The organism is Clostridium homopropionicum DSM 5847 (genome assembly GCF_001263795.1).
In the GTDB taxonomy this organism is placed as follows: Bacteria; Bacillota; Clostridia; order Clostridiales; family Clostridiaceae; genus Clostridium_H; species Clostridium_H homopropionicum.
Genome location: NZ_LHUR01000047.1, coordinates 1 through 23,756, shown reverse-complemented (window position 1 = coordinate 23,756; position 23,756 = coordinate 1). Strand labels below are relative to the sequence as shown.

The window sequence follows — 23,756 nt, the reverse complement described above, 5'->3', positions numbered from 1 at the left end:
ATGATACAATCTATCTGTAATGTAAGTTCAAAAGGAGGCACAATAAAATGTACAGTTTTAAGAACGATTATAGTGAAGGCACTAATCCAAGAATATTAAATGCACTAATAGAATCCAACCTTGAGCAGGTAGATGGTTATGGAGAGGACCACTATACACTTGAAGCAGCTGAACTGTTAAAGCAGAAAATTAAATTGAGCAATATTGATATTCATTTTTTATCAGGAGGTACTCAAACTAATCTTATTACTATCTCAGCTTTCCTAAGACCTCACGAAGCAGCAATAGCTGCAAACACTGGCCATATCTTTACTCATGAAACAGGCTCTATAGAAGCTACAGGTCATAAGGTAATTTCAGTAGAAGTTAATGACGGAAAACTTAGCCCTGATCATATAAAATCTGCCCTAGGTATGCATACGGATGAACATATGGTAAAGCCTAAACTAGTTTATATATCAAATCCTACTGAAGTAGGCTCAATTTATTCAAAGACCGAGCTTGAACAACTAAGTAGCTTCTGCAAGAAAAATAATCTAATTCTATTTATGGACGGAGCAAGACTAGGATCTGCTTTATGCTCTAAGGAAAATGATTTGCAGCTTTCAGATATTGCCAAATTAACGGATGCTTTTTATATTGGTGGCACAAAAAATGGAGCCCTATTTGGTGAAGCACTAGTAATCTGTAAAGATTCTTTAAAAGAGGATTTCAGATTCCACATGAAGCAAAAAGGTGCACTGCTAGCTAAAGGAAGGGTTTTAGGAATACAGTTTCTAGAACTTTTTAAGGATGAGCTTTATTTTGATCTGGCAAAGCATGCAAACAAAATGGCTGACTTGCTTAGAAAAAATATTGAATCAATGGGTTATAAGTTTTTAACCTATTCACCATCAAATCAGATATTTCCTATTTTTCCTAACAAAATCATTGAAAAACTACAAGAAAAATATTCATTTTTGGTATGGTCAAAGATTGACGAAGACAGCTCCTCAGTTCGTCTTGTAACCTCCTGGGCTACAAAAGAAGATGCGGTTAAAGCTTTCCTAAAAGATTTAAAAAATCTCACTTGTTAATTTTAATTTACATTTTTGAAAAAGCAATATGTACTAAGAAACCATCTAAATTCCAGCCACGTAATAGCAAAATTCAGATGGTTTTTATTTTACAGCAGAGCTTTTCTTACTATTTAAACCTTAATTATATTGAAAATAATGTTATAATTAGAATGTAGTCCTGTTATTTTCTATTACGTATATGTATAGATAAATTGAAAGCATATCTTCTCTATTTTTATAGATGAAAAACCTGTTACTAAAGGGGATTAAAAAGATGAGAATAATTTCTATTATTAGTAGTGCTAGAAAAAATGGAAATACAGAACGTATTGTAAAACATATTGAAGAAGATTTTTTATATATGTCAATTGAAAAAGGCTTAAAGGCAGAGTGTGAACAAATACATCTAGCTGACTCAGATATTAAGCTTTGTAGAGGTTGTCGAGTTTGCTTTGATAAGGGTGAAGATTTTTGTCCTTTGAAGGATACGCTTTTAAATATTAGAGATAAAATTATCCAAGCTGATGGTGTAATATTTGCAAGTCCTGTGTATGTTGAAGATATAAACGGTATAATGAAAAATTGGATTGATCGCATGGCATTTAATTGTCATCGACCTGCCTTTGCGCATAAGACTGCAGTGATTGTTGTAACCTCAGGCGGTGGTTCCTCAAATCATTCAATAAAAACAATAAAATCAGCTCTACTCACATGGGGATTTCATGTTTCTGCACAAGGTAAGTTCCGAGCTGGTGCTTTAATGGAAAATGACCAGATTAAATCTCGTTATGGCAATGATATCAAAGTTATTGCAAATAAGTTATTTAGTTCTATCCATGATCATAGAGCTGAATATCCTTCATTTTATTCACTTATGGTATTTAAAGTACAACAAAAATGCTGGCAAAAAGTTATAAAGGAGCAAAACACCTTTGATTGTTCCTATTGGGAAAATAAAGGTTGGCTTGAAAAGACCTGCAGCTACTATATACCTCATAATTCAAATCCAATAAAGATAAAACTGGCAAGAATTGCAGGAAGTATCATTTCAATATTTTTTCTATAGATATTACAATTAAAATTGCATATTTCTAAAAATTAATGAAACAAAAGCATCTATAGATTTGATTTTTCAAACCTTTAGATGCTTTCTTATTTTTATACTGCTTCTTCTGAATTAGTAAATTGACTATTGTAAAGATTAGCATAGAAGCCACCCTTACTAATCAATTCCTTATGGTTACCCATTTCAATAACTCTTCCCTTATCCATAACTAGTATAAGTTCAGCGTCACGTATGGTAGAAAGTCTGTGAGCAATTACAAAACTTGTTCTACCTTCCATTAAATTAGCCATAGCCTTTTGAATTAATACTTCTGTTCTTGTATCAACGCTACTTGTAGCCTCATCAAGAATTAAAATTGTAGGATCTGCGAGTATAGCCCTGGCAATAGTTAAAAGTTGTTTTTGTCCCTGTGAAATATTAGTTGCTTCTTCATTAAGAACTGTATCATAACCTTGAGGCAGTGTTCTTATAAAGTGATCTGCATGAGCAGCTTTTGCTGCCCGTACAATTTCCTCCATAGTTGAACCTTCTTTTCCATAAGCTATATTATCCTTAATTGTTCCATTATATAGCCATGTATCTTGAAGTACCATACCAAACATTTTACGTAACTCACTGCGTTTTATATCTTTTATGTTAACACCATCAATGCTTATCTTACCTGAATTTATTTCATAGAAACGCATTAATAGATTAACAAGAGTTGTTTTACCTGCACCTGTTGGTCCAACAATAGCAATTGTGTGTCCCTGTTTTATATCTAAATTCATATCTTCTATAAGTGGAACATCTTCCTTATATCTAAAGTCTACATGTTCAAAGGTAACGTCACCTCTTGGATTTTCTAATACCACTGCTTCTTTGCTATCAGCAAGCTCCTCCTCTTCATCAAGTATCTGGAATACACGCTCAGCACAAGCAATTGTTGATTGAATAACATTTGCTATATTTGCAGTCTGAACAATTGGCATTGTAAAAGACCTTGAGTATTGTATAAAGGCTAGTATATCACCTAAACCAAGCAAACTTTTTGTAATCCAAAGTCCGCCAACTATACTGATACCCACATATCCTAGGTTACTTATAAAGTTCATAAGCGGGAACATTACTCCAGATACAAACTGTGCTCTCCAACCTGCATCCTTAAGTCTGTCATTTATAGCTTCAAACTTTTCTATTGAGTCTTTTTCATGTCCAAAAGCTTTAACTATTTTGTGCCCTGTATACATTTCTTCTACATGTCCGCTAAGCTGTCCAAGCTCTTTCTGTTGAACGGAGAAATACTTTTGAGACTTCTTTGCAATAAGCGCTGTTGAAATAACATATAAAGGCATTGTAGCTATTACGATTAATGTTAAAATAGGACTTATTGTAAGCATCATAATAATATAACCAATTATAGTTATAACAGATGTTATTATCTGCGTTAAACTTTGTTGTAAGGTTGTAGCTATAGTATCAACGTCATTAGTAACACGACTTAGTATATCTCCATGAGGATGTGAATCAAAATATTTAAGCGGCAATCTAGTAAGCTTATCGTCAACTTCTCTTCTTAAATCACGGACTGTCTTTTGAGCAACACCTGACATTACAAGACCCATGATTAAACTGAAAATGGCACTTATTATATACATACCTATTAGTATTAGAGCAATAACTCCAATGTAATGGAAATCATATTCTCCATTAGTTTCTCTTATTGCTGTAATAGCTGAATTTATTTGATCATCAGTAAGCTTTACATTATCTTTAGCACTTGTTGAAGCATTGTCCATAGTGCCTTCCATTTCCTTACTTAAATCTAAAATCTTTTTAGCTACGTCAGCCTTTTGATTTGCATCTTTCAATGTATCAAGCCTTGGCAAAGCAATAAACTCTTGTACTGATTTTATACTCTTAGAATCAAATTTATCTTCTGAGTTAGTTTTATCAGTAGTTGTACCCATATCTGGCATTTTGCTGAATATATCAAGCATTTGGCTTAAAACATTAGTTTTTTCAGTAGAATCAGTTATTTTATCTAACATAGGCAATTTAAGTAATTGCTGAACATTCTTAAGCTGCTCAGGATTCATCATCTCATCTGATTTTGCATTATCTTTATTCATATCAGGCATTTTGCTAAATACATCAACCAATTTTATTACAGCTGCTGTCTTTTCATTTGGATCTTTAATACTGCTTATATCCGGTAAAGCTAATAATTCCTGAATAGTTTGCAAATCTGTCGAATTAAACTGACTTCCAGAGCTTGCTGTAGTACTTGCCCCTGAAGTATTAGGCATGTTTTTAAATATATCAATAAGTTGAATTAAAGTACTTCTTTTTTCTTTAGCATCTTTTATTTCATTAATCATTGGAAGCTTCATCAACTTCTCAACAGAGTCTATTTCTTTTTGGTTCATTTTATTTGTTGATTTTGAGCTAGAAGTAGTACTAAAATCTTTTATCTCAGGAATTTTTGCAAGTGCTTTATTCATTGTGTTTGTATCAAGCTGCATTGAAGTACTTGAACCAGGCATATCTTTTGCCATAGCCATAAACTTTTTTATTATATTGATCTTTTCTTGTGAATTTTTAACACTATCAAGCATAGGAAGACTTAATAATTCTTTTGCTGAAGCTAATGATTTTGTATCTATTTGGCCATTTGCAGGCATACTTTCAAGAATATCAATAAATTTAATAGTAGTTTCAATCCTTGTTTGTCTATCACTAATTGAATCAATCATAGGAAGCTTCATTAATTTTTGTATAGCATCAATTGTCTTAGCATCTACCTGCTGAGGCATCTGAGTTGAACTCTTTTGCATTTGAGCTATTAATCCCTTTTGAACCAAAGCCATTTGTGAGGTTATTTTATCAACGGCAGTCTTTTGTCCAGAAACCACACCTTGATGTAATTGAATAGCCATGTTTTTGTAAATTTCATTTACTGCTGTTACTTGAGCATCGCCCATACTTTTTGTTATTTGATCTACAGCTTTCTTCTGACCTTCAATCATCTTTTCATTAATCTTGTCTACAGTTTCTATTTGAACATCTCCCATTTTGTCTTTCATTTTATTTACTGCTTCAGTTTGCCCCTTTGACATTTCGGATATCATTTTACGAGCCATATAAGCATCTTGTAATTTATTCATTGCTTTACTTGTTATTTTGGGAGCAGATATGGTAAATAAAGTACTTAAAATAGCAAATATTAATACAATGATTAAATTAATTCTATGAGGTCTTAAGTAACGAAGAAGTCTTTTAAAGGTACCTTTAAAGTCCTTTGCTTTTTCTACAGGTCTTCCCATTTGACCCATTGGGCCTCCTCTTCTGCCTCCCATTTGAGCATTATCTATTCTCTTTCTATCTTCACTCATGCTATTTCCTCCTCTGAAAGTTGTGAGGATACAATTTCACGGTATACATCACATTTGTCTAATAATTCTTTATGAGTTCCAATTCCAACAATAGAACCTTCATCTAAAACTATAATTCTATCCGCATCCATAACAGTACCAACTCTTTGTGCAACAATTAAAACAGTTGATTCTAAGGTTTCCTTTTTAAGTGCAGCTCTTAGTTTTGCATCTGTTTTAAAGTCAAGAGCTGAGAAGCTATCATCGAAAATGTATATCTCAGGTTTTCTAACTAATGCACGAGCTATAGAAAGACGCTGTTTTTGACCACCGGATACATTAGTACCGCCTTGAGAAATTTCGTGATCAAAGCCTTTGTCCATAGTTTCTATAAACTCTGTTGCTTGTGCAACTTCAGCAGCATGTATAATTTCTTCATCTGTTGCATCTTTATTACCAAACCTAATATTTTCAGTTATTGTTCCAGAAAATAAAACTGCCTTTTGAGGTACAAAACCTATTTTATTTCTTAGATTCTCTTGAGAAATTTCTCTCACATCTATTCCATCTACAAGAATGCTTCCACTATCAATATCATAAAATCTTGGAATTAAATTTATCAGTGTAGATTTACCAGCACCTGTACTTCCAATAATGGCAGTAACTTCACCAGGTTTTGCTGAAAATGAAATATTTCTAAGAGCTGGTTCTTCAGCTCCAGGATAGCTGAAAGTTACATCTTTAAATTCTACATAGCCTTTTCCAATAAAAGAATCCTTTGTTTCTTCTGCATCTATTATTTCAGGAACTGTATCAAGAACTTCATTAATTCTTACAGCTGCAGCCTGTGCACGAGGAACCATAATAAACATCATCGCTAGCATAAGCATTGACATCATAATTTGCATAGCATATTGAGTAAATGCAGCAAGTGCACCTAAATCCATACTTCCTTCACTTATACGTATACCACCAAACCAAAGAATAGCAAGTGAGGTAAAATTCATAATAAGCATGATAGAAGGCATCATGAAAGCCATTATTTTATTAACCTTAATGTAGTTATCTGTAAGATCTACATTTGCCTCATCAAAACGCTTTCTCTCACGTTCAACAGTATTAAATGCACGAATAACTCTTATACCTGTAAGCTTTTCACGTAAAACAAGATTTATTTTATCAATCTTTACTTGCACTAATCTGAAAAGCGGTATCATTCTTGATGCTATAAATGCCACAACCCCTGCAAGTACAGGTATTGCCACTGCTAACACTAATGTAAGAGGCCTGTCTTTCTTAAGTGCCATTATAACTCCACCAACAGCCATGATTGGCGCACTAATCATTAAACGCATTATCATAACTGTAACCATTTGAATTTGATTAATATCATTTGTAGTTCTTGTAATAAGAGTCGCAGTACCTAATTTATCAAATTCATATAAAGAATAGCTTTCAACTCTTCTAAATACCTTGCTTCTTAAGATTGTTCCCAAGCCTGCAGAAGCCTTTGAAGATAATAAGCTAGCAATAACCGAACATATAACTCCTCCTCCAGCTACTAAAAGCATTAACCCTCCAATTTGAAGAATTCTATTTGTGTCTCCTTGCATAACTCCTTCATTTATTATGTTTGACATAAGTGTTGGAAGATAAAGATCTCCCAAAGTTTGCAAAGTCACAAAAATTATTACTGCTACAACCATAGCAGTATATGGTTTCAAAAATTTATATACCTTAATCATTAATAATCATCCCCCAACAAAAATATCCTTACTGTACTTAGTGTCTTAAATATCTAATTTATTCTCACTTGCTTCCACTAGATTATCTCTCATCTTCATCAGTAATTTGCGTAGTGATTCTTTTTCATCATCTGAAAAGTTACTAAAACATTCTCCATTTAAAGCAATAAAAACCTGTTTTAGTTGTTCACAAACTCTTTTACCTTTTTCAGTGATGTAGACTCTGGATATTCTTTGATCTTCTGCATCTTGTCTTCTTGTTACAAGCTCTGATTTCTCCATTCTTCCTAACATAACTGTAATAGTTGCAGGTTTAATTTTGATTTTTTCTGCAAGTTCTTTCTGGCTTTGACCATCTTTATGATATAATGACAGTAACATTGGCGGCTGCCCTGGATATATTCCAAGCTTATCAAGCAAATTATGAGAGCGATGATAATGAAGTCTTATGATTTCGCCAAATATATGATATAAACTGTCTGAATGATAACAATACATTATGTACCTCCTTTACACATCATTTGTTTTAAAGTTTCTATTTCAAAAATATTATTTAGCCACCTAACTTAAATCATACTATCATTTAGCCAGCTAACAGTCAATAAAAATAATTCAAGTTTACAAATTGTTATTTTTTTTAAAATAAATTCCCTCAAGCTATTCGGCTGAGGGAATTTAAACTACTTTAACCAATTTCGTCCGTCAACAAATCTCGAAACTAACATTGAACATACGGTGTTTCCAGTTGAATTTAGCACTGTAGCTGGTGCATCTATAATTGTGCTGATAACAGCTATTACAGGAAGGGCTTCAGGTGAAAATCCATAAACACTTATTATAAGCATCTCTCCAATCATTCCGCCCCCTGGTATTGCTCCCATGACTGCTCCTACCAGAAAGCCCACTGCTAATATTGACAACAATGTTGGAATATTGTTAATGTCTTTACCGAATAATCCAAATAGAAATACAATTTTTAATACCCCTCCAATAACTGACCCGTCCTTATGGGTATTAACTCCAAGTGGTATAACAGTTTCTGCAATATCCTTTGAGACACCTATTTTTTTAGCAGCTTCAAGATTAACTGGAATTGATGCAGCACTTGAGCAGGTAGCTAATGCTATTACTGTTGGAGGAATAGCATTTCTCCAAAATGCTTTAAATCCTATCTTACCTGCTGCTATATATGAATATACACTAAACAATATAAAATAACTTATTACAGATAACCCTAAATATAGCAGGAATGCCTTCAGATACCCTTGTAATATCTGTGTTCCTAATTGCCCTACAATAGAAGCAAAATAACATCCAAGTCCAATTGGAGCATAGTACATAATAATTTTTATGATTTTCATCATTACAGCTGAGGCTGAGTTTAAAAAGTTTTTTATAACTGTTCCTTTTTCACCAGCCAAAGCTGTGGATAAACCAAATAAAACAGAAAAGATGATTAATTGAAGCATATTACTTTTTGAAAATAGGTCTAAAAAGTCTCCTACTGTAATTGTCTTTACTAATTGCTTTGATAAAGATAATTTTTCAGCATCCTTACTAACTTCTATGCCGGATTGAGATAAGATAGTTTTAATAGCTTCAGCATCTAAACCTTTTGTAGGATTAAATAGGAGAGCTCCTATAATAGCCAATATGCTAGATATTAAGGCAGTAATTATAAAAACTATTGCAATATTAATTATTATTTTACCTAATCTATGCATCCCACTCATATTAGCTATAGATGATGTCACACTAAAGAAAACTAAAGGTACTATTATGGTAAACATCAAATTTAGAAATATTTGCCCAAATGGTTCCAACACTGTTGCCTTTGGTCCTAAAATAACTCCGATTATTCCGCCTATTAATATTGAAACAAGCAGTACTAATGACATTTTATAATTCTTTAATAAATTCCCCATACATATTCATCTCCTTACTTCCTTCATATTAACTATTATATGTGCTCTATTTGCAATTTTTATTGTATTTACTGTTCAATTTATTGCATATAATGCTATAATTGGTTATGTTGGTGGAGGTGAATAGTATGGATGATAATGCTTCTAAAGAAAAAGTAAAAAGAGGTTATCTTAATGAAGATTTCCATTTTTTTAATCTAAAAGATCAGAAGAAAAATGAATTTGAATTTCATTACCACGACTTTAACAAAATAATTATTTTTATATCAGGCGACGTCACCTATATAATTGAAGGAAAGTCTTATAAACTAAAGCCTTGGGATATATTATTAGTTGGCAGAAATGATCTCCACATGCCAATAATAAGTCCAGCCACTTCCTACGAAAGAATGATTCTCTGGTTAAATCCACTATTTTTAGAAGAACATAATAAAAATAATTGTAACCTTTTGAGCTGCTTTGAATTAGCAGCTGAAAGAAAGTTGAATCTCATTAGATTAAGTATAAAGGATATAAATTCAATAAAGCAAAATCTTGCAGATCTTGAAGCTGCAATTAATGACAAAGCTTTCGGCAGCCATATATTAAAAAATGCACTATTTCTTCAGCTTATAGTAAAGATAAATAGATTATTTCTTGGAATGAAGCTTAATGAAAACATTGATGATATTAAATATGATCCTAGAGTAGAAGATATATTAAGCTTCATAAATTCAAATCTAGATAAGGATTTATCTATAGATATTATTTCTGAAAAGTTTTATCTAAATAAGTATTATCTCATGCACTTATTTAAAAAAGAAACGGGCTATACCCTATATGGATATATACAAAAAAAGAGAATAATAAGAGCCTCAGACTTAATAAAGAATGGCCTGCAGGCTGGAGAGGTTTGCTCCCTATGCGGTTTTGGAGATTATTCTACCTTTGTAAGAGCATTTAAAAAGGAATTTAAGTTGTCACCAAAGCAATATTATAAGTTTAATAGATAGTAAACAAACTTATTTAATAATGCATAATCCCCTTAAATCTCTTCTTTAAAAAAATAAATTATTGCTGCAATAAATCCCAAAATTGATATAGTAAAAAAGGAAATGTAAGAGTACCCAATAGAATATTTTATGGTAGTCATATTATTTCATATAACTAGTACTGCTGACCAAGGATATAAGGCCATATATTTTGAATTAATTACTAGAATATTTATCATAGTAATAACAGCAGAAAATACAATACTGTGCACATAACTTTTAAATTTTATAGCAATAAACACAGCTGGAGATGCGATCAGAAAAAGAAGGCTGCCTCCTAAGAAAAATTGTTTAAAGGATCTTATTAAAACTACTGTGAATAATTCAATCTCATTTAGCTTATGGCTGGAAATAATAATAGTAACACCTTTCTCATCCCGTAAGCTTATAAGCAAATCTCGAATTTCCTGAACACCCTTAGGATCAAGTCCATTAGTTGGCTCATCCAAAATAAGCAATTCAGGTTCATGCATAATTGACATAGCTATCCCTAATCTTTGCTTCATTTCAATTGAATATTGCGCCGCTATTTTATTAGCTGACTCTTGTATTCCTAATCTTGCGATAGCATACTGAACAGCATCTGCTCGGTGGATTCCTCTTAACCGTGCCATTATTTCTAAATTCTCCCGGCCCGTTAAATTTTCATAAAATCCTGGTACTCCAATAATTGATCCAACTCGAGAATAAATTTTTTTAGGACTTTTATCTATGCTTTTATCAAAGATTTTGACATAACCTGAAGAATGCTTAATTAATCCCATTATCATCCTAAGAGTATTGGAATAGATACCTGAACAAAGGTTTTAGTATTGGGAATACTCTTCATATAAATTTTACCCTTCATCTTCTGAACTAATTCCTTAGCTATTGCAAGTCCTAGCCCATGCCCTTTTGTCCTTCTAGAAGAGTCGGATTTATAAAGCCTGTCAAAAACTTTGGATACTTCTTCCTTCGACAGCCCAGGTCCTTTATCCCACACCTGAAAACATACATCATTTTCGTACTTCCATGCATGTACCCCAATGAAGTTTCCTCTTCCCCCATAGCGTACAGCGTTTTGAAGCATGTTTCTAAAAACTCTAGTTAATGCGTGTTGATCAGCTATTATAAAACACTCCTCATCTGGGATTTGAACTTCAAGTGTTATGTTTTTATTTTGCAACTCTGGAATCCATCCGATTAATTCACTACGCAGCAATTCAAACAAATCCACTGATTCAAAATTAAGCTGCATCTCCTCTGCATCTATTTTGGTCATTGTAAACAGTTCATCAATGTATTCTTTAAGTTCATAGGCTTTTATTTTAGCAGTTTGTAAATAATCATCCATGTCTTTTTCATCAACTCTTAAATCACATAAGGCATCAAGATACCCTAATACAGATGTTAGCGGTGTACGCACATCATGAGATAAATTAGAAAACATCTGTTTTCTTGATTGCTCTTTCCTATATGTTTTTATTTTTATTTCCTGATAAGAAGCTGCTAACTGATTAATTTTAAACACTAAAGGTGCAATAGGATCATTGTATCCAATATGGATCTTTAGATTTTCATTTCCCTTCAATATTTCTTCTAATATTTCGGTAGTCTTCCTAATTTGAAATTTATATTTATGATTCTGATAAACAAGAAGTATTAAACATACTACAACTATGACTGCAAACCCAATTTCTACTTTAGTCATTTTTTATATCTCCATTAAATTTATACCCCATGCCCCAAACAGTTAAAATAAATATAGGCTTATCAGGGTCTGGCTCTATTTTTTTCTAAGTCTTCTTATATGTACCATAATATTATTATCGTCGTAAGAATACTCATCTTGCCATACGTTTCTATAAATCTGCTTTTTTGTAAAAACTTGTCCAGGATTTGTTGCAAGAAAATACAACAAGTCGTATTCCTTTCCTGTAAGTACTATATCTTCACCCTTATAAGCTACTCTCATATATACTGGATAAATGGCAAGATCTCCAAAAACGACGGAATCGGGATCTCTTGGCGAGGCTCCCAATACCATATATCTGCGGATTAAGGAATGAACTCTTGCTGTTAATTCAGATAGACTAAAGGGTTTTGTAATATAATCATCAGCACCTAATCTAAGTCCAACAACCTTATCCATTTCATCACCTTTTGCAGAGAGCATGAGAATTGGTATGTTTTTTGTTTTTCTGATATGGGTTAACACAGAAATCCCATCCATTTCTGGCATCATAATGTCTAAAATAACCAAATGAAATTCATTGTGACTCAAGGACTCTAAGCCTTCTACTCCATTATGAGCAACACTAACCTCATACCCTTCATTCTCCATGCATCTGTTAAGTAATCTGCATAGTTCAACATCATCATCAATAATTAATATATTATTCTTCATATAAGCCTCCTGTTTGAAGCAGTTACCTTTATCTTAACATTTCTACCATAAACTACAAAATTACTATTATTATAACATAAGCATAACCTAAGCAATAATTCCCTCTTTAGCTTTCTTCTTACTTTTGGTAAAAAATCCAGTAACGAAGAAAACCAGCAGCCATGCAAAGATTATGATTACAGCATTTTTTAAACCACCTTGAAGTGGCAATATATCCATTTTATAAGAGATAAAGTATATAACACCTGCTAAAATCATAGGAATTAATATTCTTATAAGGAATTTTACTAGAGATATATTGCCTTTTCTTGTAACAAAAAGTTTTTTCCCGTGCTTTAATTTAACTATAAAAAATAAAATGTATACTGCTAAAAGAACTGTAAAAGTAATAACTATCTTCGCGTTTAAATTTCTTGACTTTTCCATTGCGTAATATTGTTGTGGCATTACTCCAGTTTCATATTCCAGCCAAAAATTATATATATCTTGTCTTAAGTCTATTCCATTATCGCTATTTGTAAATAAAACTATTCCTTCTCTTTTCTCTGGGATGAATCCATATAAGGAATGCCATCCTCGATTATCTCCACCATGATATAAAAATGTGCTGCCATCAGATAACTCTTTTGAAAAAATACCAAGCCCTGAATCAGATTTTACTGGAATATGCATTAAATCTACACTTTTATTCGTTAAAACATTGCCGCCTCTAACTTGATCATTATATCCATCCATATTTGCTAAAACAAATTTAGAAAAATCAGAAACTGTAGTTTTTAATCCTGCTGCAGCCTTCTCTGTAAAATTATAATTTGGAACTTCTTGCCCAAAATATCCATAAGCCTTTGACATATTGCTTTTGTTGTAATCGTCACTATATGAACTGTTTTCCATTCCTAAAGGTTTTAATACTTCCTTATCCATGTACTTGCTAAAAGTGATGCCTGTTACTTCTTCTATAATTAATTGCAGCAAGGTATATCCTCCCCCAGAATAGATTACCTGGCTTCCTGGCTCATTAATAATTTTCAAGGGCTGATTAATCAATCCAATTCCTGACAAAGATTCTTCTATTGAAGGTACCTTTTTATCAGGATCTATTCCTAAATATCCATGAACTGATAAGCCTCCAGTATGACTTAATAGACTTTTAATAGTTACCTTATCTTTATTGAACTTAGAATCTGGTAAATGCCAACGAGTAAGATATTTCTCAACAGGATCGTTTAAGCTTACTTATTTCTTACTCTTTCTTACTTTTTGCTAGTGGTTCGCAGATAAATAATCAGCTATGCTGAAAATTGCATAGCTGATTATTGTACTTAATCATTATTCATCTATTTTTTCAATGGAGTTTTTACTTAAGATCATATAATCCTTTCCCCAACGTCCCATAGTATTTAATATAGGAATAAAAGTTTTTCCTATTTCCGTTAACGAATATTCAACTTTTGGAGGCACTTCTTTGTAAATCTCTCTATGCACAAGCCCACTATCTTCAAGTTCTCTTAACTGCTTTGTGAGTATTGTCTGAGAAATATCTCCGCACAGCCTTTGAAGCTCATTAAATCTCCTTAAAGTTACCTAATGCATTCTTTACCAGCCCATCTGATATACTTACTCATTACGTTTTTTCCAGTAAACCCCACTATATACTAATGCATAATTATGGTACAATATCCTGGTAAATATACTGACCACAGAAGGATGGCTGTGGAGGTTTTGAACGTTTTATCCTCCTGGGCTATTGGTGAATTATTCACTGTAGCTAAGGGGGTGGTATTGGATATGTTGGATACTTTTATTAAGCATGCATTAATTGTTTATGTTATTAAACTTGTTTTAAAACATAACCTTTTTATACATTCCTTAAAAATTAAGATTAAGTTACTTGGTTTTGAAATAGAAGTTAGAATCAAAGAAAAAAGTGCTCCATCCTCACAAGATTAGCACTTTTTCTAAGATTCATAATATAACATAAATCTAATCCAATAGCCCTAAAACAAAATAAATGTTCTAAGGATGCTTAGTGCTACCAACACTAAGCATTTCTTATTTATATTATATCAAAATTCTTAAAATATAAACATATTATTTTATAATTTATGTTATAGTTTTTTTAGTGATGGAACAATCTCAATCCAGAGTGTACCATAACCATACCGTATTCATTACATGCATCGATTACTATATCATCTCTTACTGAGCCGCCTGGCTGAACAATATACTTAACTCCACTTTGAGCTGCTCTGTCAATATTATCACGGAATGGGAAGAACGCATCTGAACCTAATGAAACTCCCTTTAAAGTTGAAAGCCATTGAGCTTTTTCTTCTTTAGTTAGTTGAGCTGGAACTTCTTCAAAAACATCACTCCAGCCTTGTTTTTCAATTTCAGTTACATCATCTCTTAAAAATTGATCTATTGCATTATCGATATTTGGACGTGTTACTCCTGCTTTAAAACGTAGGTTAAGTACAGTAGGATGTTGTCTTAAGTACCATATGTCAGCCTTTGAGCCTGCAAGTCTTGTACAGTGAATACGAGATTGTTGTCCTGCTCCACATCCAATAACCTGACCATCATAAGCATAGCATACTGAATTTGATTGAGTATACTTTAGAGTAATCATAGCCACAATTAAATCTCTTTTTGCTTCTTCTGGAATTTCTTTATTCTTTGTTACTATATTAGTTAACATATCATAATTAGGTAATACAGTATTTCTATTTTGTTGGAAGATGATGCCATATACCTCTCTAGTTTCAAGCTCTTCTGGCTCATAGTTAAAATCCATTTCGATAATACAGTAGTTACCATTTTTCTTTTTCTTTAACAATTCCAATGCTTCATCAGTATACCCTGGAGCAATTATTCCATCTGAAACAGATCTGCTTAAAATTTTTGCTGTAGGTAAATCAACAGTATCACTTATAGCAGCCCAATCACCAAAGGATGACATTCTGTCTGCCCCTCTTGCTCTTGCATAAGCTGCTGCCACAGGAGATAAGTCTATGTCCTCAACAAAATATGATTTTTTCAATTCATCACTTAATGGAATTCCTACTGCAGCACCTGCTGGACTAACATGCTTAAAAGAAGCAGCAGCTGGTAAATTTAATACTAACTTTAATTCTTTAACTAATTGCCAAGAATTAAAAGCATCTAAGAAATTAATATACCCTGGAGTTCCATTTAATATTTTGAATGGCATTTCTCCTTGTTTAGAATAAATTTTAGCTGGTTTTTGCTGTGGATTACATCCATACTTTAGAATAAACTCTTTCATTGATAATACCTCCATAATCATTTTTAAAACAAAAAAACCGCCTGGATAAATATTATTCTACCCAGGCGGTCGATACTTTCCTTAAATCATGCTCCCTATGGTTAATTCCATTTCCGCCAGTTACATGACTATTTTTATTAATTTTTCACATTGTAACATGTATATATTATTAAATCAAGTATGCTGGTTAATTTATTGAGGAAAAGAAAGATGAATATAAAGCTTTCATGGCTTGCATATAAATAACTCTCAACATATAATTATGATATTAAATCTTTATTACGTTACTTAGCTATAGAAAAAATAGACAAAGACTTAAATCTCAGTAAAGAACTACTGAAGCAAGAGGAGTATTTCAAAAATATGATTGATAAAATATTTGATAAAAAAAATTTTCTAGTCCTTGTGGCAGATGACTCTAAATTTATACGATTTACTATGAGAAAAAATTTAGAAGAAGAAGGATATAAAGTCATTGAGGCTGAAAATGGTAGGCAAGTACTTTCACTTTTACAAGAGTTCAAACCTGATATCATTTTAATGGATTATATAATGCCAGAGTTGAATGGAGTTGATGCATGTTCTCAATTACGCCAATTACCTGATGGCAAAGATGTTCCTGTTATCATGATCACCTCTCTGGAAGATGAAAATTCTGTAAATACAGCCTTTGAAGCTGGAACTACTGATTATATAAGTAAACCCATTAATTGGGCAGTCCTTCGTAAACGCATAAGTAGGATGCTTTATACAAGACATACGGAAAAAGTTCTTAATCGAAGTGAGGCATTTGCACATTCTATAATCAACCATGCAGTTGAGGGAATTATCACTATAGATATTAACGGAAATATAGAGTATATCAATCCTGCTGTTGAAAAAATTTTTAATTATTCAACTGCAGAATTATTAGGTAAAAATATTCATCTCCTTATTTCTGAACTTTATTATAAGGATTCAAGTCTACAGAATACAAATATAGAGCTAATTGGTCATCGAAAGGACAAATCAACTTTGCCTATAGAACTTACTATAATTAAATTCTATGTTGACAATAAGTGCTTTTTCACCATTATATTTCGTGACATTACAGAACGAAAAAATTATGAGGAAACAATTAGGTATCAAGCTCTTTATGATTCTTTAACTGGTCTTCCTAATCGTTTTTTGCTAAGAGAACGTATTGCTCATGAAATTTCTCATGCTAAACATACAAATATGAAACTTGCCGTAATGTATCTTGATTTAGACAGATTTAAGCTGATTAATGATACTCTTGGTCATGACGTTGGTGATAAACTATTGCAGGAAGTAGCTAAAAGATTTCAAAATTCTTTGAACTCAACGGATACACTTGCTAGAATAGGCGGAGATGAATTTATAATATTATTACCTGAAATAGTTCGAGAAGAAAATGTAGCAAAATTAGCCAATAAACTTCTTGAAGTTACTAGAGAACCATTTATAATCGGCCCTCATGAATTTTATATTTCTGTTAGTATTGGAATTACCATTTATCCAGAGGATGGTGAAACTGCTGAAACTTTAATGACTAATGCGGATGTTGCTATGTATCGCGCTAAAGAAAATGGAAAAAACACCTTCCAAATCTATACTGCAGCTTTAAATGAAAAAGCACTAGAAAGATTAGCCCTTGAAAATAGTTTGAGGCGTGCTATAGAATATAAGGAATTTACAATTTATTATCAGCCAAAAGTAAATACTATAACAGAACAAGTGGTTGGTATGGAGGCCTTAATTCGCTGGCAGCACCCTAATTGGGGACTAGTTCCGCCTCAAAAATTTATTCCTTTAGCTGAAGAAACAGGTTTAATTATACCTATTGGTGAGTGGGTATTGCGTACAGCTTGTGCTCAAAATAAAGCCTTGCAAAATGCTGGATTCCCTCCATTAACTGTAGCTGTCAATCTCTCTCCTATTCAATTTGAATTGCAAGACCTAGCAAAAATAGTATCTCAGATACTAGAAGAAACAGGATTAGAGCCTCAATACTTAGAGTTGGAAATTACAGAAAGCATAGCTATGCAAAATGTAGAACATACTATAAAGACCATTAACGAATTAAAAAGTATGGGAATTAAATTTGCCATCGACGACTTTGGAACTGGATATTCTTCTTTAAGTCAATTAACTAGTTTCTCAGTCAACAAATTAAAAATAGACAAGTCTTTTGTATGCCAAATAGATGGAGATTATGATAATTCTATTATTGCTTCAACAATTATGGCTTTAGGTAAAAGCCTTAAAATAGATGTAGTTGCTGAAGGTGTGGAGACACAAGAACAAGCTAACTTCTTCAAGGAAAATACTTGTCATGAAATGCAGGGTTATTTTTATGGTAAGCCTATGTCTAATGAGGATTTTTTGAGGTTTTATTGTAATAAACTCAGAGACGCCTAATTAATCATTAAAAATACGCCTGGATAAATATTAATTTACCCGGGCGTTCTATACTTCAGAAAATCATATTAATATGTTTAACCCCTCAAATTTTTTAGTATTAAATCATCCTCATCTATATTTTCGAGTCCTCTAGGTATTCCTCCATTAGGGTCCTCAGTGGTTCCACCCATTCTTCGGATTATCTCCCTTGCATTCTCTGTATCTCTATCCTTTGCTTCAACAACTACCTTGCAATTTACATTTGCTATTTCTTCAAAGCCTCCCATGCCGCTTGCCATTGGACTTGCTGCTGCTAGTGAAGAACCCTGCTCATCTCCAAAAATCGCCTGAGACATACTTGATATATCTCTTGAGCCTAAAACTCCACTTTTCGTATATGCATTATTCATATGCTCGTTGATATCTGTAAAAGCTCCCTTAAAGCCTTCACTTTTAAGCTTTCCAACAACTTCATTTGCTGTTTTTATGTTAGAGAAATATCCCTCTATTTTCATAAAAAATCACTTCCTTTTCAATATTTTAAAACTTTCCATTAGTATCTTAATCTATTTTTAAGAAAAGTACTTCTAAATTAGTACCAGTTTTATTATTCCAAAGGACTAGAAAATTATCCTTCTTTAGCTTTGACTTTATATTGACTGAAAAAGAATGTTAATGTATTATATATCCAATACAATATTATATTAAGCGAGCATCCTCAGGTAAAGATAGCGTGGGCTACCAGTAGAAGTGGTCAGCCTGTTGAAGCTTTTCATAAGAACTTTTATGGATCAGGCATAAAATTAGTCAAGCCTGAAGAAGTAACAACCTGTGATGTTGTTTTTGCAGCATTACCTACAGGAAATGTAATGAATATTACTAAAGAATTACTTGAAAAAGGAAGTAAAGTTATTGATTTAGGTGCTGATTTTAGATTAAAAGATAGGCATGACTGGGAAACCATCTACGGCATGAAACACTCATGTTGGGATATTTCTAAAGGCGCGGTATATGGTATAACTGAATTACATCGAGAAGAGCTTAGAAAGTCCAACCTTATTGCTAATCCTGGGTGTTATTCTTCAGCTTCTATTTTAGGGCTTGCCCCATTAATAAAAGAAGATTTAATTGATAATGAAAAAATAGTCATTGATGGTTTATCTGGTACTGCAGGCGCTGGTTCAGAGCTAGATATTGCAATTCACCACCCTGAAATTAGTAATAATCTTGTACCATATAATGTTGTTAATCATCGCCATACCTATGAAATCGAACAAGAACTAGGCATAATTGGAGATTCAAAAGTTATAGTACATTTTACAACTACCTATGTTCCTATTACAAGAGGAATATTAGCTATATGTCATTGCTTCCCTAAAACAAAAGTAAGCAGAACTGAACTTCTGGATTTATATAAAGAATACTATAAAGATGAGTATTTTATTAAGATAATTGATATTCCAAAGGAAGAGAATGCCAGCTGGCAATATGTACCTTATCCATGGGTTAACTCTGTTTCTGGTACTAATTATTGCCACATTGGTTTAGATATTGATGAAAAAAGAAATAGAATAGTTGTATTTAGTGTACTTGATAGTATAGGAAAAGGCGGAGCACATGCCGCAGTTCAAAATATGAATCTAATGTTTGGCTTAGAGGAAACCTTAGGGCTAAAGAGATATGGTTTGCATCCATATTAGTGTAAACTTCATCTTATATATTATAAGTAGGTACAGCCTAAAAATGGGGCAGTTTTTACTGCTCCATTTTTAATATATTATCTCTATTTTGGAATTGTGAACCAAATTTTTGTGCCTTCATCTTTCTTTGAGTACAAACAAAGTTCCGTTCCATAATAATTCATTAAACGTCGTCTAATATTTGTTAGACCAACACCAGTTTCAGTACTTTTCAATGCTTCTCCTTCCTTTAAAATTCCTTCAGTATTCTCAATTCCCATGCCATCGTCTTCAACAAAAACTTTTATCATATCTTCTTCCACTTTAACCTGTATCTTCACAGTTCCACCACTTTCTCTCTTCATAAGACCATGCCTTATGGAATTCTCAACTAGAGGCTGAATTGTCAGGGGCAAGGTACTATGTTTCTTAACATTCTCGTCTATGTCAAATTTTACAGATAGCCTATCACCAAATCTAGCCTTTTCAATTTCTGCATAAGCTGCTGTCAACTGAAGTTCACTTTCAAAAGTTACCGTTGCAGAAGTGCTATCGATATTAAAGCTTTTATGCAGGTACTGACTTAAGTAAGACAACAACTCTGCAGCTTTTTCTCCATCGGTGAAGCAGAAAGACATGATAGTACTTAAAGCATTAAATAAAAAATGCGGTTTTATTTGTGCCTGCAAAAAAGCCATTTCATTTTTCAGAGCCTCATGTACTGATTTTTTTAAAAGCAACAAATTTGATATTCTGGCCAGCAGTTCTTTAGCTACAAATGGTTTTACAACAAAATCATTGGCTCCTGCCTCAAAGGCTGTAGCAACATCTTCTGGAGTATCTCTCACTGTCAGCATTAATATTGGCAGGTCGTATATTGAATAGTATTCACGTACTCTCTCACAAGCTTCATATCCTGAAATTCCCGGCATCATAACATCCATCAATACAATATCAATATCCTGACGGCTCCTTATAATTTCAATTGCCTCCTTACCGTTTGATGCTGTTAATATCTCATAACCCTTACTCCTTAATAGAGATTTCAATATTCTTAGATTAGTGGGTTCATCATCTACCGCAAGCGCAACGAAGTCTGAAGAAATTTTATTCTCAATCTCTTTTACATTTATTTCAGCTTCTATAACTTCCAGTACTTCTCTTTTGATATCCTCTAAGATCTCATTGGATTTTGGAAGTATAAAAGAAAAGCAAGACCCTTTTCCAAACTCAGACCATTGAAGAAATATTTCTCCCTTCATAAGCTCCAATAATTTTTGTGTTACATAAAGCCCTAGACCGCTTCCACCATACTGGCTCTGTATATCTTCTCCTCCTTGGGTAAAAGCGTTGAACAACTTTCCCTGCACATCCTCTGAAATTCCTATTCCAGTATCTTCTACGCTTACTTTTATGAATTCATTCTCTTCAACTGCAGATATAGTAATAATCCCTCTCTCAGTAAATTTAACTGAGTTACCAAGAAGATTATATAAAACCTGAATAAGTCTATTTTCATCTGCAAATACAGGTGGGATATCTTCAGGAATATCAAGTATAATATCAATGTCTTTTCCAATAATTAAGTGCTTAAAAACACCTGAAACCATATCACAAAGAGATTTTATGTTAATAGTTTGAAAATTAAACTGGATTTCGTTTCTCTTTATTCTTTCAACGTCTATTATGTCTTTTACTAAAGAAGATAATCTTTTTGATAATGCCAATATAACCTGAAGTTCATCTCTTTGTCTTTGGTTAATTGTGCCGTGGTTCCCTTCTGTAAGAGTTTCAGTTATATTTATTATCCCATTAAGAGGCGTTTGAAGTTCGTGAGAGGTATTGCTCAAGAATTCATCCTTCATCTTATCAATACTTATAAGCTTTTCGGTTAATTTTTGAAGAGAGGAATTACTTATTATTAATTCTTTTTCAGCAGATTTTCTCTTCTTCCTATTTATCATAAGACCAAGTATCAGCATTGTCTGAAGTATAATCAATACAAAGCCTGCACAAATGTAACCCCAATACTGCTCCCATATACTTACTTCCCTGTACTTTATTTCACTGCCTTGCGGTAACTTACTTTCATCTATTCCAAACCTTTTTAGCTGACGCCAGTCAAATTCATATACATTAGATACGCTGGCGATCTCCTTATGCACTGTGCTTTCTTTTCCTTCTAATATTTTTATTATAATATCTGCCGCTACTTGTCCAGCAACCTGCTGCTCTTTTACATAGCCACCAAGGATTCCACTGCCAAGGAACTGTGCATCAGTTCCATACACCGGTACTTTTGAAACCTTACATATATCATTGATCACTTCTTCAGGAATAAAGCTTTTTCCTTCAATATCAGTGAGCCAGCGAAAATACAGAACTGCCGAATCATCTTCTGCCTTTTTTACAGCTTCAATCATTTGATTGTAGGAGAACGTATTCATAAAAACAAATTGAATCTTATCTATGTATTTCTTCTCAACATCTTTAAATCTTTCTACAAATATGCGCTCATCTGCAGAATCCCCAATTACAATATATATTTTTTTAGTCAATGGCTTTATCTGTAGAATAAGCTGAATATTCTTTTCCGCTTCTGTTGATTGTTCAATAAAAAAATAGTTGGAATGTCCTTTAATCTCCTGCAATCCATTATTATCCTTTGTAATAATTACAGGTACACCTGAAAATATTTCTTTATCATATTTTTCAAGAAGGGGAAGCAAGTTAGCTTGGGTAACAATAAAATCAGGTTTATAATTTTTATATTTAAGCTTAAGGTATTGTGCAATATTATCAAAATACCCCTTTTCTTTTGAATGACGTGCAAAATCTAGATATTCATATGAATAGATGAATTTATATTTCTTATTTTGCTCTAATTTATCTTTTATACCTTTGTTATATTGCATGTGTATCGGATATTCAGGTGCAAAAGCATGAAGAATTAATATATGTTTCTCAATTTTACTTTCAGCAAAGGCTACCTTATACATATTGCTAATTGCTAATAAGAATATTAAAAATATCATAGTACATATTCTACAAAATTTATTTTTCAATTCATTTCCCCCGATAACATATAATTAGAATTTATAATAATAAAGCAACAAATATCTATCCTTCTGAAAGCATATTAATAAAATTATTAACTGGATGATTAATATTTGAATCATTTCGCTTAATAAAGTATATTGTCACTTTATTAAGCTCATTAGGCAGCTGATGGACACATACTCTATCATTATTTTTTACTAAGCTTTTAGGTAAAAGCGATATACCCATGCCATCTTCTACATATTTTATAATAGCTTCTGAAGAATCAAACTCAATAATCCTATTCGTTGTTCCATCATTTAAAATAATCCACTTTTCCAATGTAGCACGAAAAGTACAATCAACATTATTACTTATAATAATAGGTTTTTGTAGCAATTCATCTGTTTTTTTAATATCTATTGAAGATATAATAGCTAGTTCTTCTATAAAAGAAAAATAAGAAGAAATAGATTTTTCATAGGCTACCATTTGAAATATTTTTAAATCATTACTTTCCACTATCTAACTTCCTTCTCTACTTTTAATAATCATTATTTTAACATATTTTCACAATCAATATTTATTAATCTTGATATTATTTTTAACTATTATTCATATTCCCTGACTTACTATATAATAAATCTAGATATAGAAAGTAATCTAGTGATTTAAATTAGATAGTCTTTATAGTAATTTTAATAGCATTTTTCTATATCTAGTAATCTATAAAGAAAGTTAAGTTAGTGAGATTATGTATAGTTTAAATAGTATTAACACAC

At 32.4% G+C, this 23,756-nt stretch carries 17 protein-coding genes, 2 pseudogenes and 1 riboswitch; of the genes and pseudogenes, 6 read left to right on the top strand and 13 right to left on the bottom strand.

Annotated elements, in window-relative coordinates; translation table 11 throughout:
• Positions 1–47 precede the first annotated feature (47 nt).
• Both CLHOM_RS17500 and CLHOM_RS17495 read left to right on the top strand, forming a co-directional pair.
• A complete protein-coding gene (locus tag CLHOM_RS17500; protein ID WP_052222969.1) occupies positions 48–1,076 on the top strand; it encodes a threonine aldolase family protein in 1,029 nt (342 codons plus the stop codon).
• A gap of 256 nt (positions 1,077–1,332) precedes the next feature.
• The gene (locus CLHOM_RS17495; RefSeq protein WP_052222968.1) at positions 1,333–2,124 is read left to right on the top strand and encodes a flavodoxin family protein; all 792 of its coding nucleotides are present in this window, start codon (positions 1,333–1,335) and stop codon (positions 2,122–2,124) included.
• 92 nt (positions 2,125–2,216) lie between these two features.
• Here CLHOM_RS17495 and CLHOM_RS17490 read toward each other — a convergent pair whose 3' ends face one another.
• The 4 genes from CLHOM_RS17490 to CLHOM_RS17475 all read right to left on the bottom strand — a co-directional run bounded on the left by CLHOM_RS17490 (position 2,217) and on the right by CLHOM_RS17475 (position 9,147).
• On the bottom strand, positions 2,217–4,244 hold the full coding sequence (locus tag CLHOM_RS17490; RefSeq protein ID WP_423230645.1) for an ABC transporter ATP-binding protein: 2,028 nt from the start codon (positions 4,242–4,244) through the stop codon (positions 2,217–2,219).
• Positions 4,245–5,494: 1,250 nt separating this feature from the next.
• Entirely contained in the window at positions 5,495–7,222 is a 1,728-nt protein-coding gene (locus CLHOM_RS17485) for an ABC transporter ATP-binding protein (protein WP_052222967.1), read from the bottom strand.
• Between the two features lie 45 nt (positions 7,223–7,267).
• Positions 7,268–7,720 (bottom strand): MarR family winged helix-turn-helix transcriptional regulator, encoded by a 453-nt coding sequence (locus CLHOM_RS17480; protein ID WP_052222966.1) that lies wholly within the window; start codon positions 7,718–7,720, stop codon positions 7,268–7,270.
• A gap of 182 nt (positions 7,721–7,902) precedes the next feature.
• A complete protein-coding gene (locus CLHOM_RS17475) occupies positions 7,903–9,147 on the bottom strand; it encodes a dicarboxylate/amino acid:cation symporter (protein WP_052222965.1) in 1,245 nt (414 codons plus the stop codon).
• Between the two features lie 128 nt (positions 9,148–9,275).
• Here CLHOM_RS17475 and CLHOM_RS17470 point away from each other — a divergent pair, with 128 nt between their 5' ends.
• Complete coding sequence (locus CLHOM_RS17470; protein ID WP_052222964.1) at positions 9,276–10,139, top strand: AraC family transcriptional regulator; 864 nt, start codon at positions 9,276–9,278, stop codon at positions 10,137–10,139.
• Between the two features lie 146 nt (positions 10,140–10,285).
• On the opposite strand, the gene CLHOM_RS17465 is transcribed toward CLHOM_RS17470, so the two are convergent.
• The 5 genes and pseudogenes from CLHOM_RS17465 to CLHOM_RS17445 form a co-directional block, all read right to left on the bottom strand.
• Positions 10,286–10,942, bottom strand: coding sequence for an ATP-binding cassette domain-containing protein (locus CLHOM_RS17465; RefSeq protein WP_052222963.1), 657 nt, complete (start codon positions 10,940–10,942; stop codon positions 10,286–10,288).
• 2 nt (positions 10,943–10,944) lie between these two features.
• The gene (locus CLHOM_RS17460; protein WP_052222962.1) at positions 10,945–11,868 is read right to left on the bottom strand and encodes a sensor histidine kinase; all 924 of its coding nucleotides are present in this window, start codon (positions 11,866–11,868) and stop codon (positions 10,945–10,947) included.
• 75 nt (positions 11,869–11,943) lie between these two features.
• Positions 11,944–12,564, bottom strand: a complete 621-nt coding sequence (locus CLHOM_RS17455; protein WP_341377418.1) for a response regulator transcription factor — start codon at positions 12,562–12,564, stop codon at positions 11,944–11,946.
• Positions 12,565–12,651: 87 nt separating this feature from the next.
• Positions 12,652–13,788 (bottom strand): annotated as a pseudogene (locus CLHOM_RS17450) (serine hydrolase domain-containing protein); the annotation flags it as partial.
• A 105-nt stretch (positions 13,789–13,893) separates the two neighbouring features.
• A pseudogene (locus CLHOM_RS17445) lies at positions 13,894–14,127 on the bottom strand (winged helix-turn-helix transcriptional regulator); the annotation flags it as partial.
• A gap of 150 nt (positions 14,128–14,277) precedes the next feature.
• Here CLHOM_RS17445 and CLHOM_RS18610 point away from each other — a divergent pair.
• A complete protein-coding gene (locus tag CLHOM_RS18610) occupies positions 14,278–14,514 on the top strand; it encodes a hypothetical protein (protein WP_052222960.1) in 237 nt (78 codons plus the stop codon).
• 169 nt (positions 14,515–14,683) lie between these two features.
• Here CLHOM_RS18610 and CLHOM_RS17435 read toward each other — a convergent pair whose 3' ends face one another.
• The gene (locus CLHOM_RS17435; protein WP_052222959.1) at positions 14,684–15,853 is read right to left on the bottom strand and encodes a phosphoribosylaminoimidazolecarboxamide formyltransferase; all 1,170 of its coding nucleotides are present in this window, start codon (positions 15,851–15,853) and stop codon (positions 14,684–14,686) included.
• Between the two features lie 52 nt (positions 15,854–15,905).
• Positions 15,906–15,987: riboswitch (ZMP/ZTP riboswitch) on the bottom strand.
• A gap of 229 nt (positions 15,988–16,216) precedes the next feature.
• On the opposite strand from CLHOM_RS17435, the gene CLHOM_RS17430 reads away from it, so the two are divergent.
• Positions 16,217–18,274, top strand: a complete 2,058-nt coding sequence (locus tag CLHOM_RS17430; protein WP_052222958.1) for a two-component system response regulator — start codon at positions 16,217–16,219, stop codon at positions 18,272–18,274.
• A gap of 77 nt (positions 18,275–18,351) precedes the next feature.
• Here CLHOM_RS17430 and CLHOM_RS17425 read toward each other — a convergent pair whose 3' ends face one another.
• Positions 18,352–18,771 carry a hypothetical protein gene (locus CLHOM_RS17425; protein WP_052222957.1) on the bottom strand — a complete coding sequence of 140 codons (420 nt, stop codon included), beginning with the start codon at positions 18,769–18,771 and terminating at the stop codon, positions 18,352–18,354.
• 144 nt (positions 18,772–18,915) lie between these two features.
• Here CLHOM_RS17425 and argC point away from each other — a divergent pair, with 144 nt between their 5' ends.
• Entirely contained in the window at positions 18,916–19,956 is a 1,041-nt protein-coding gene (gene argC / locus CLHOM_RS17420; protein WP_074782942.1) for an N-acetyl-gamma-glutamyl-phosphate reductase, read from the top strand.
• 83 nt (positions 19,957–20,039) lie between these two features.
• Here the strand turns inward: argC and CLHOM_RS17415 are convergent, their stop codons facing one another.
• Together CLHOM_RS17415 and CLHOM_RS17410 are read right to left on the bottom strand one after the other, a co-directional pair.
• A complete protein-coding gene (locus CLHOM_RS17415; protein WP_052222955.1) occupies positions 20,040–23,000 on the bottom strand; it encodes an ABC transporter substrate binding protein in 2,961 nt (986 codons plus the stop codon).
• 55 nt (positions 23,001–23,055) lie between these two features.
• Complete coding sequence (locus tag CLHOM_RS17410; RefSeq protein ID WP_242846802.1) at positions 23,056–23,496, bottom strand: LysR substrate-binding domain-containing protein; 441 nt, start codon at positions 23,494–23,496, stop codon at positions 23,056–23,058.
• Between the last annotated feature and the right edge of the window lie 260 nt (positions 23,497–23,756).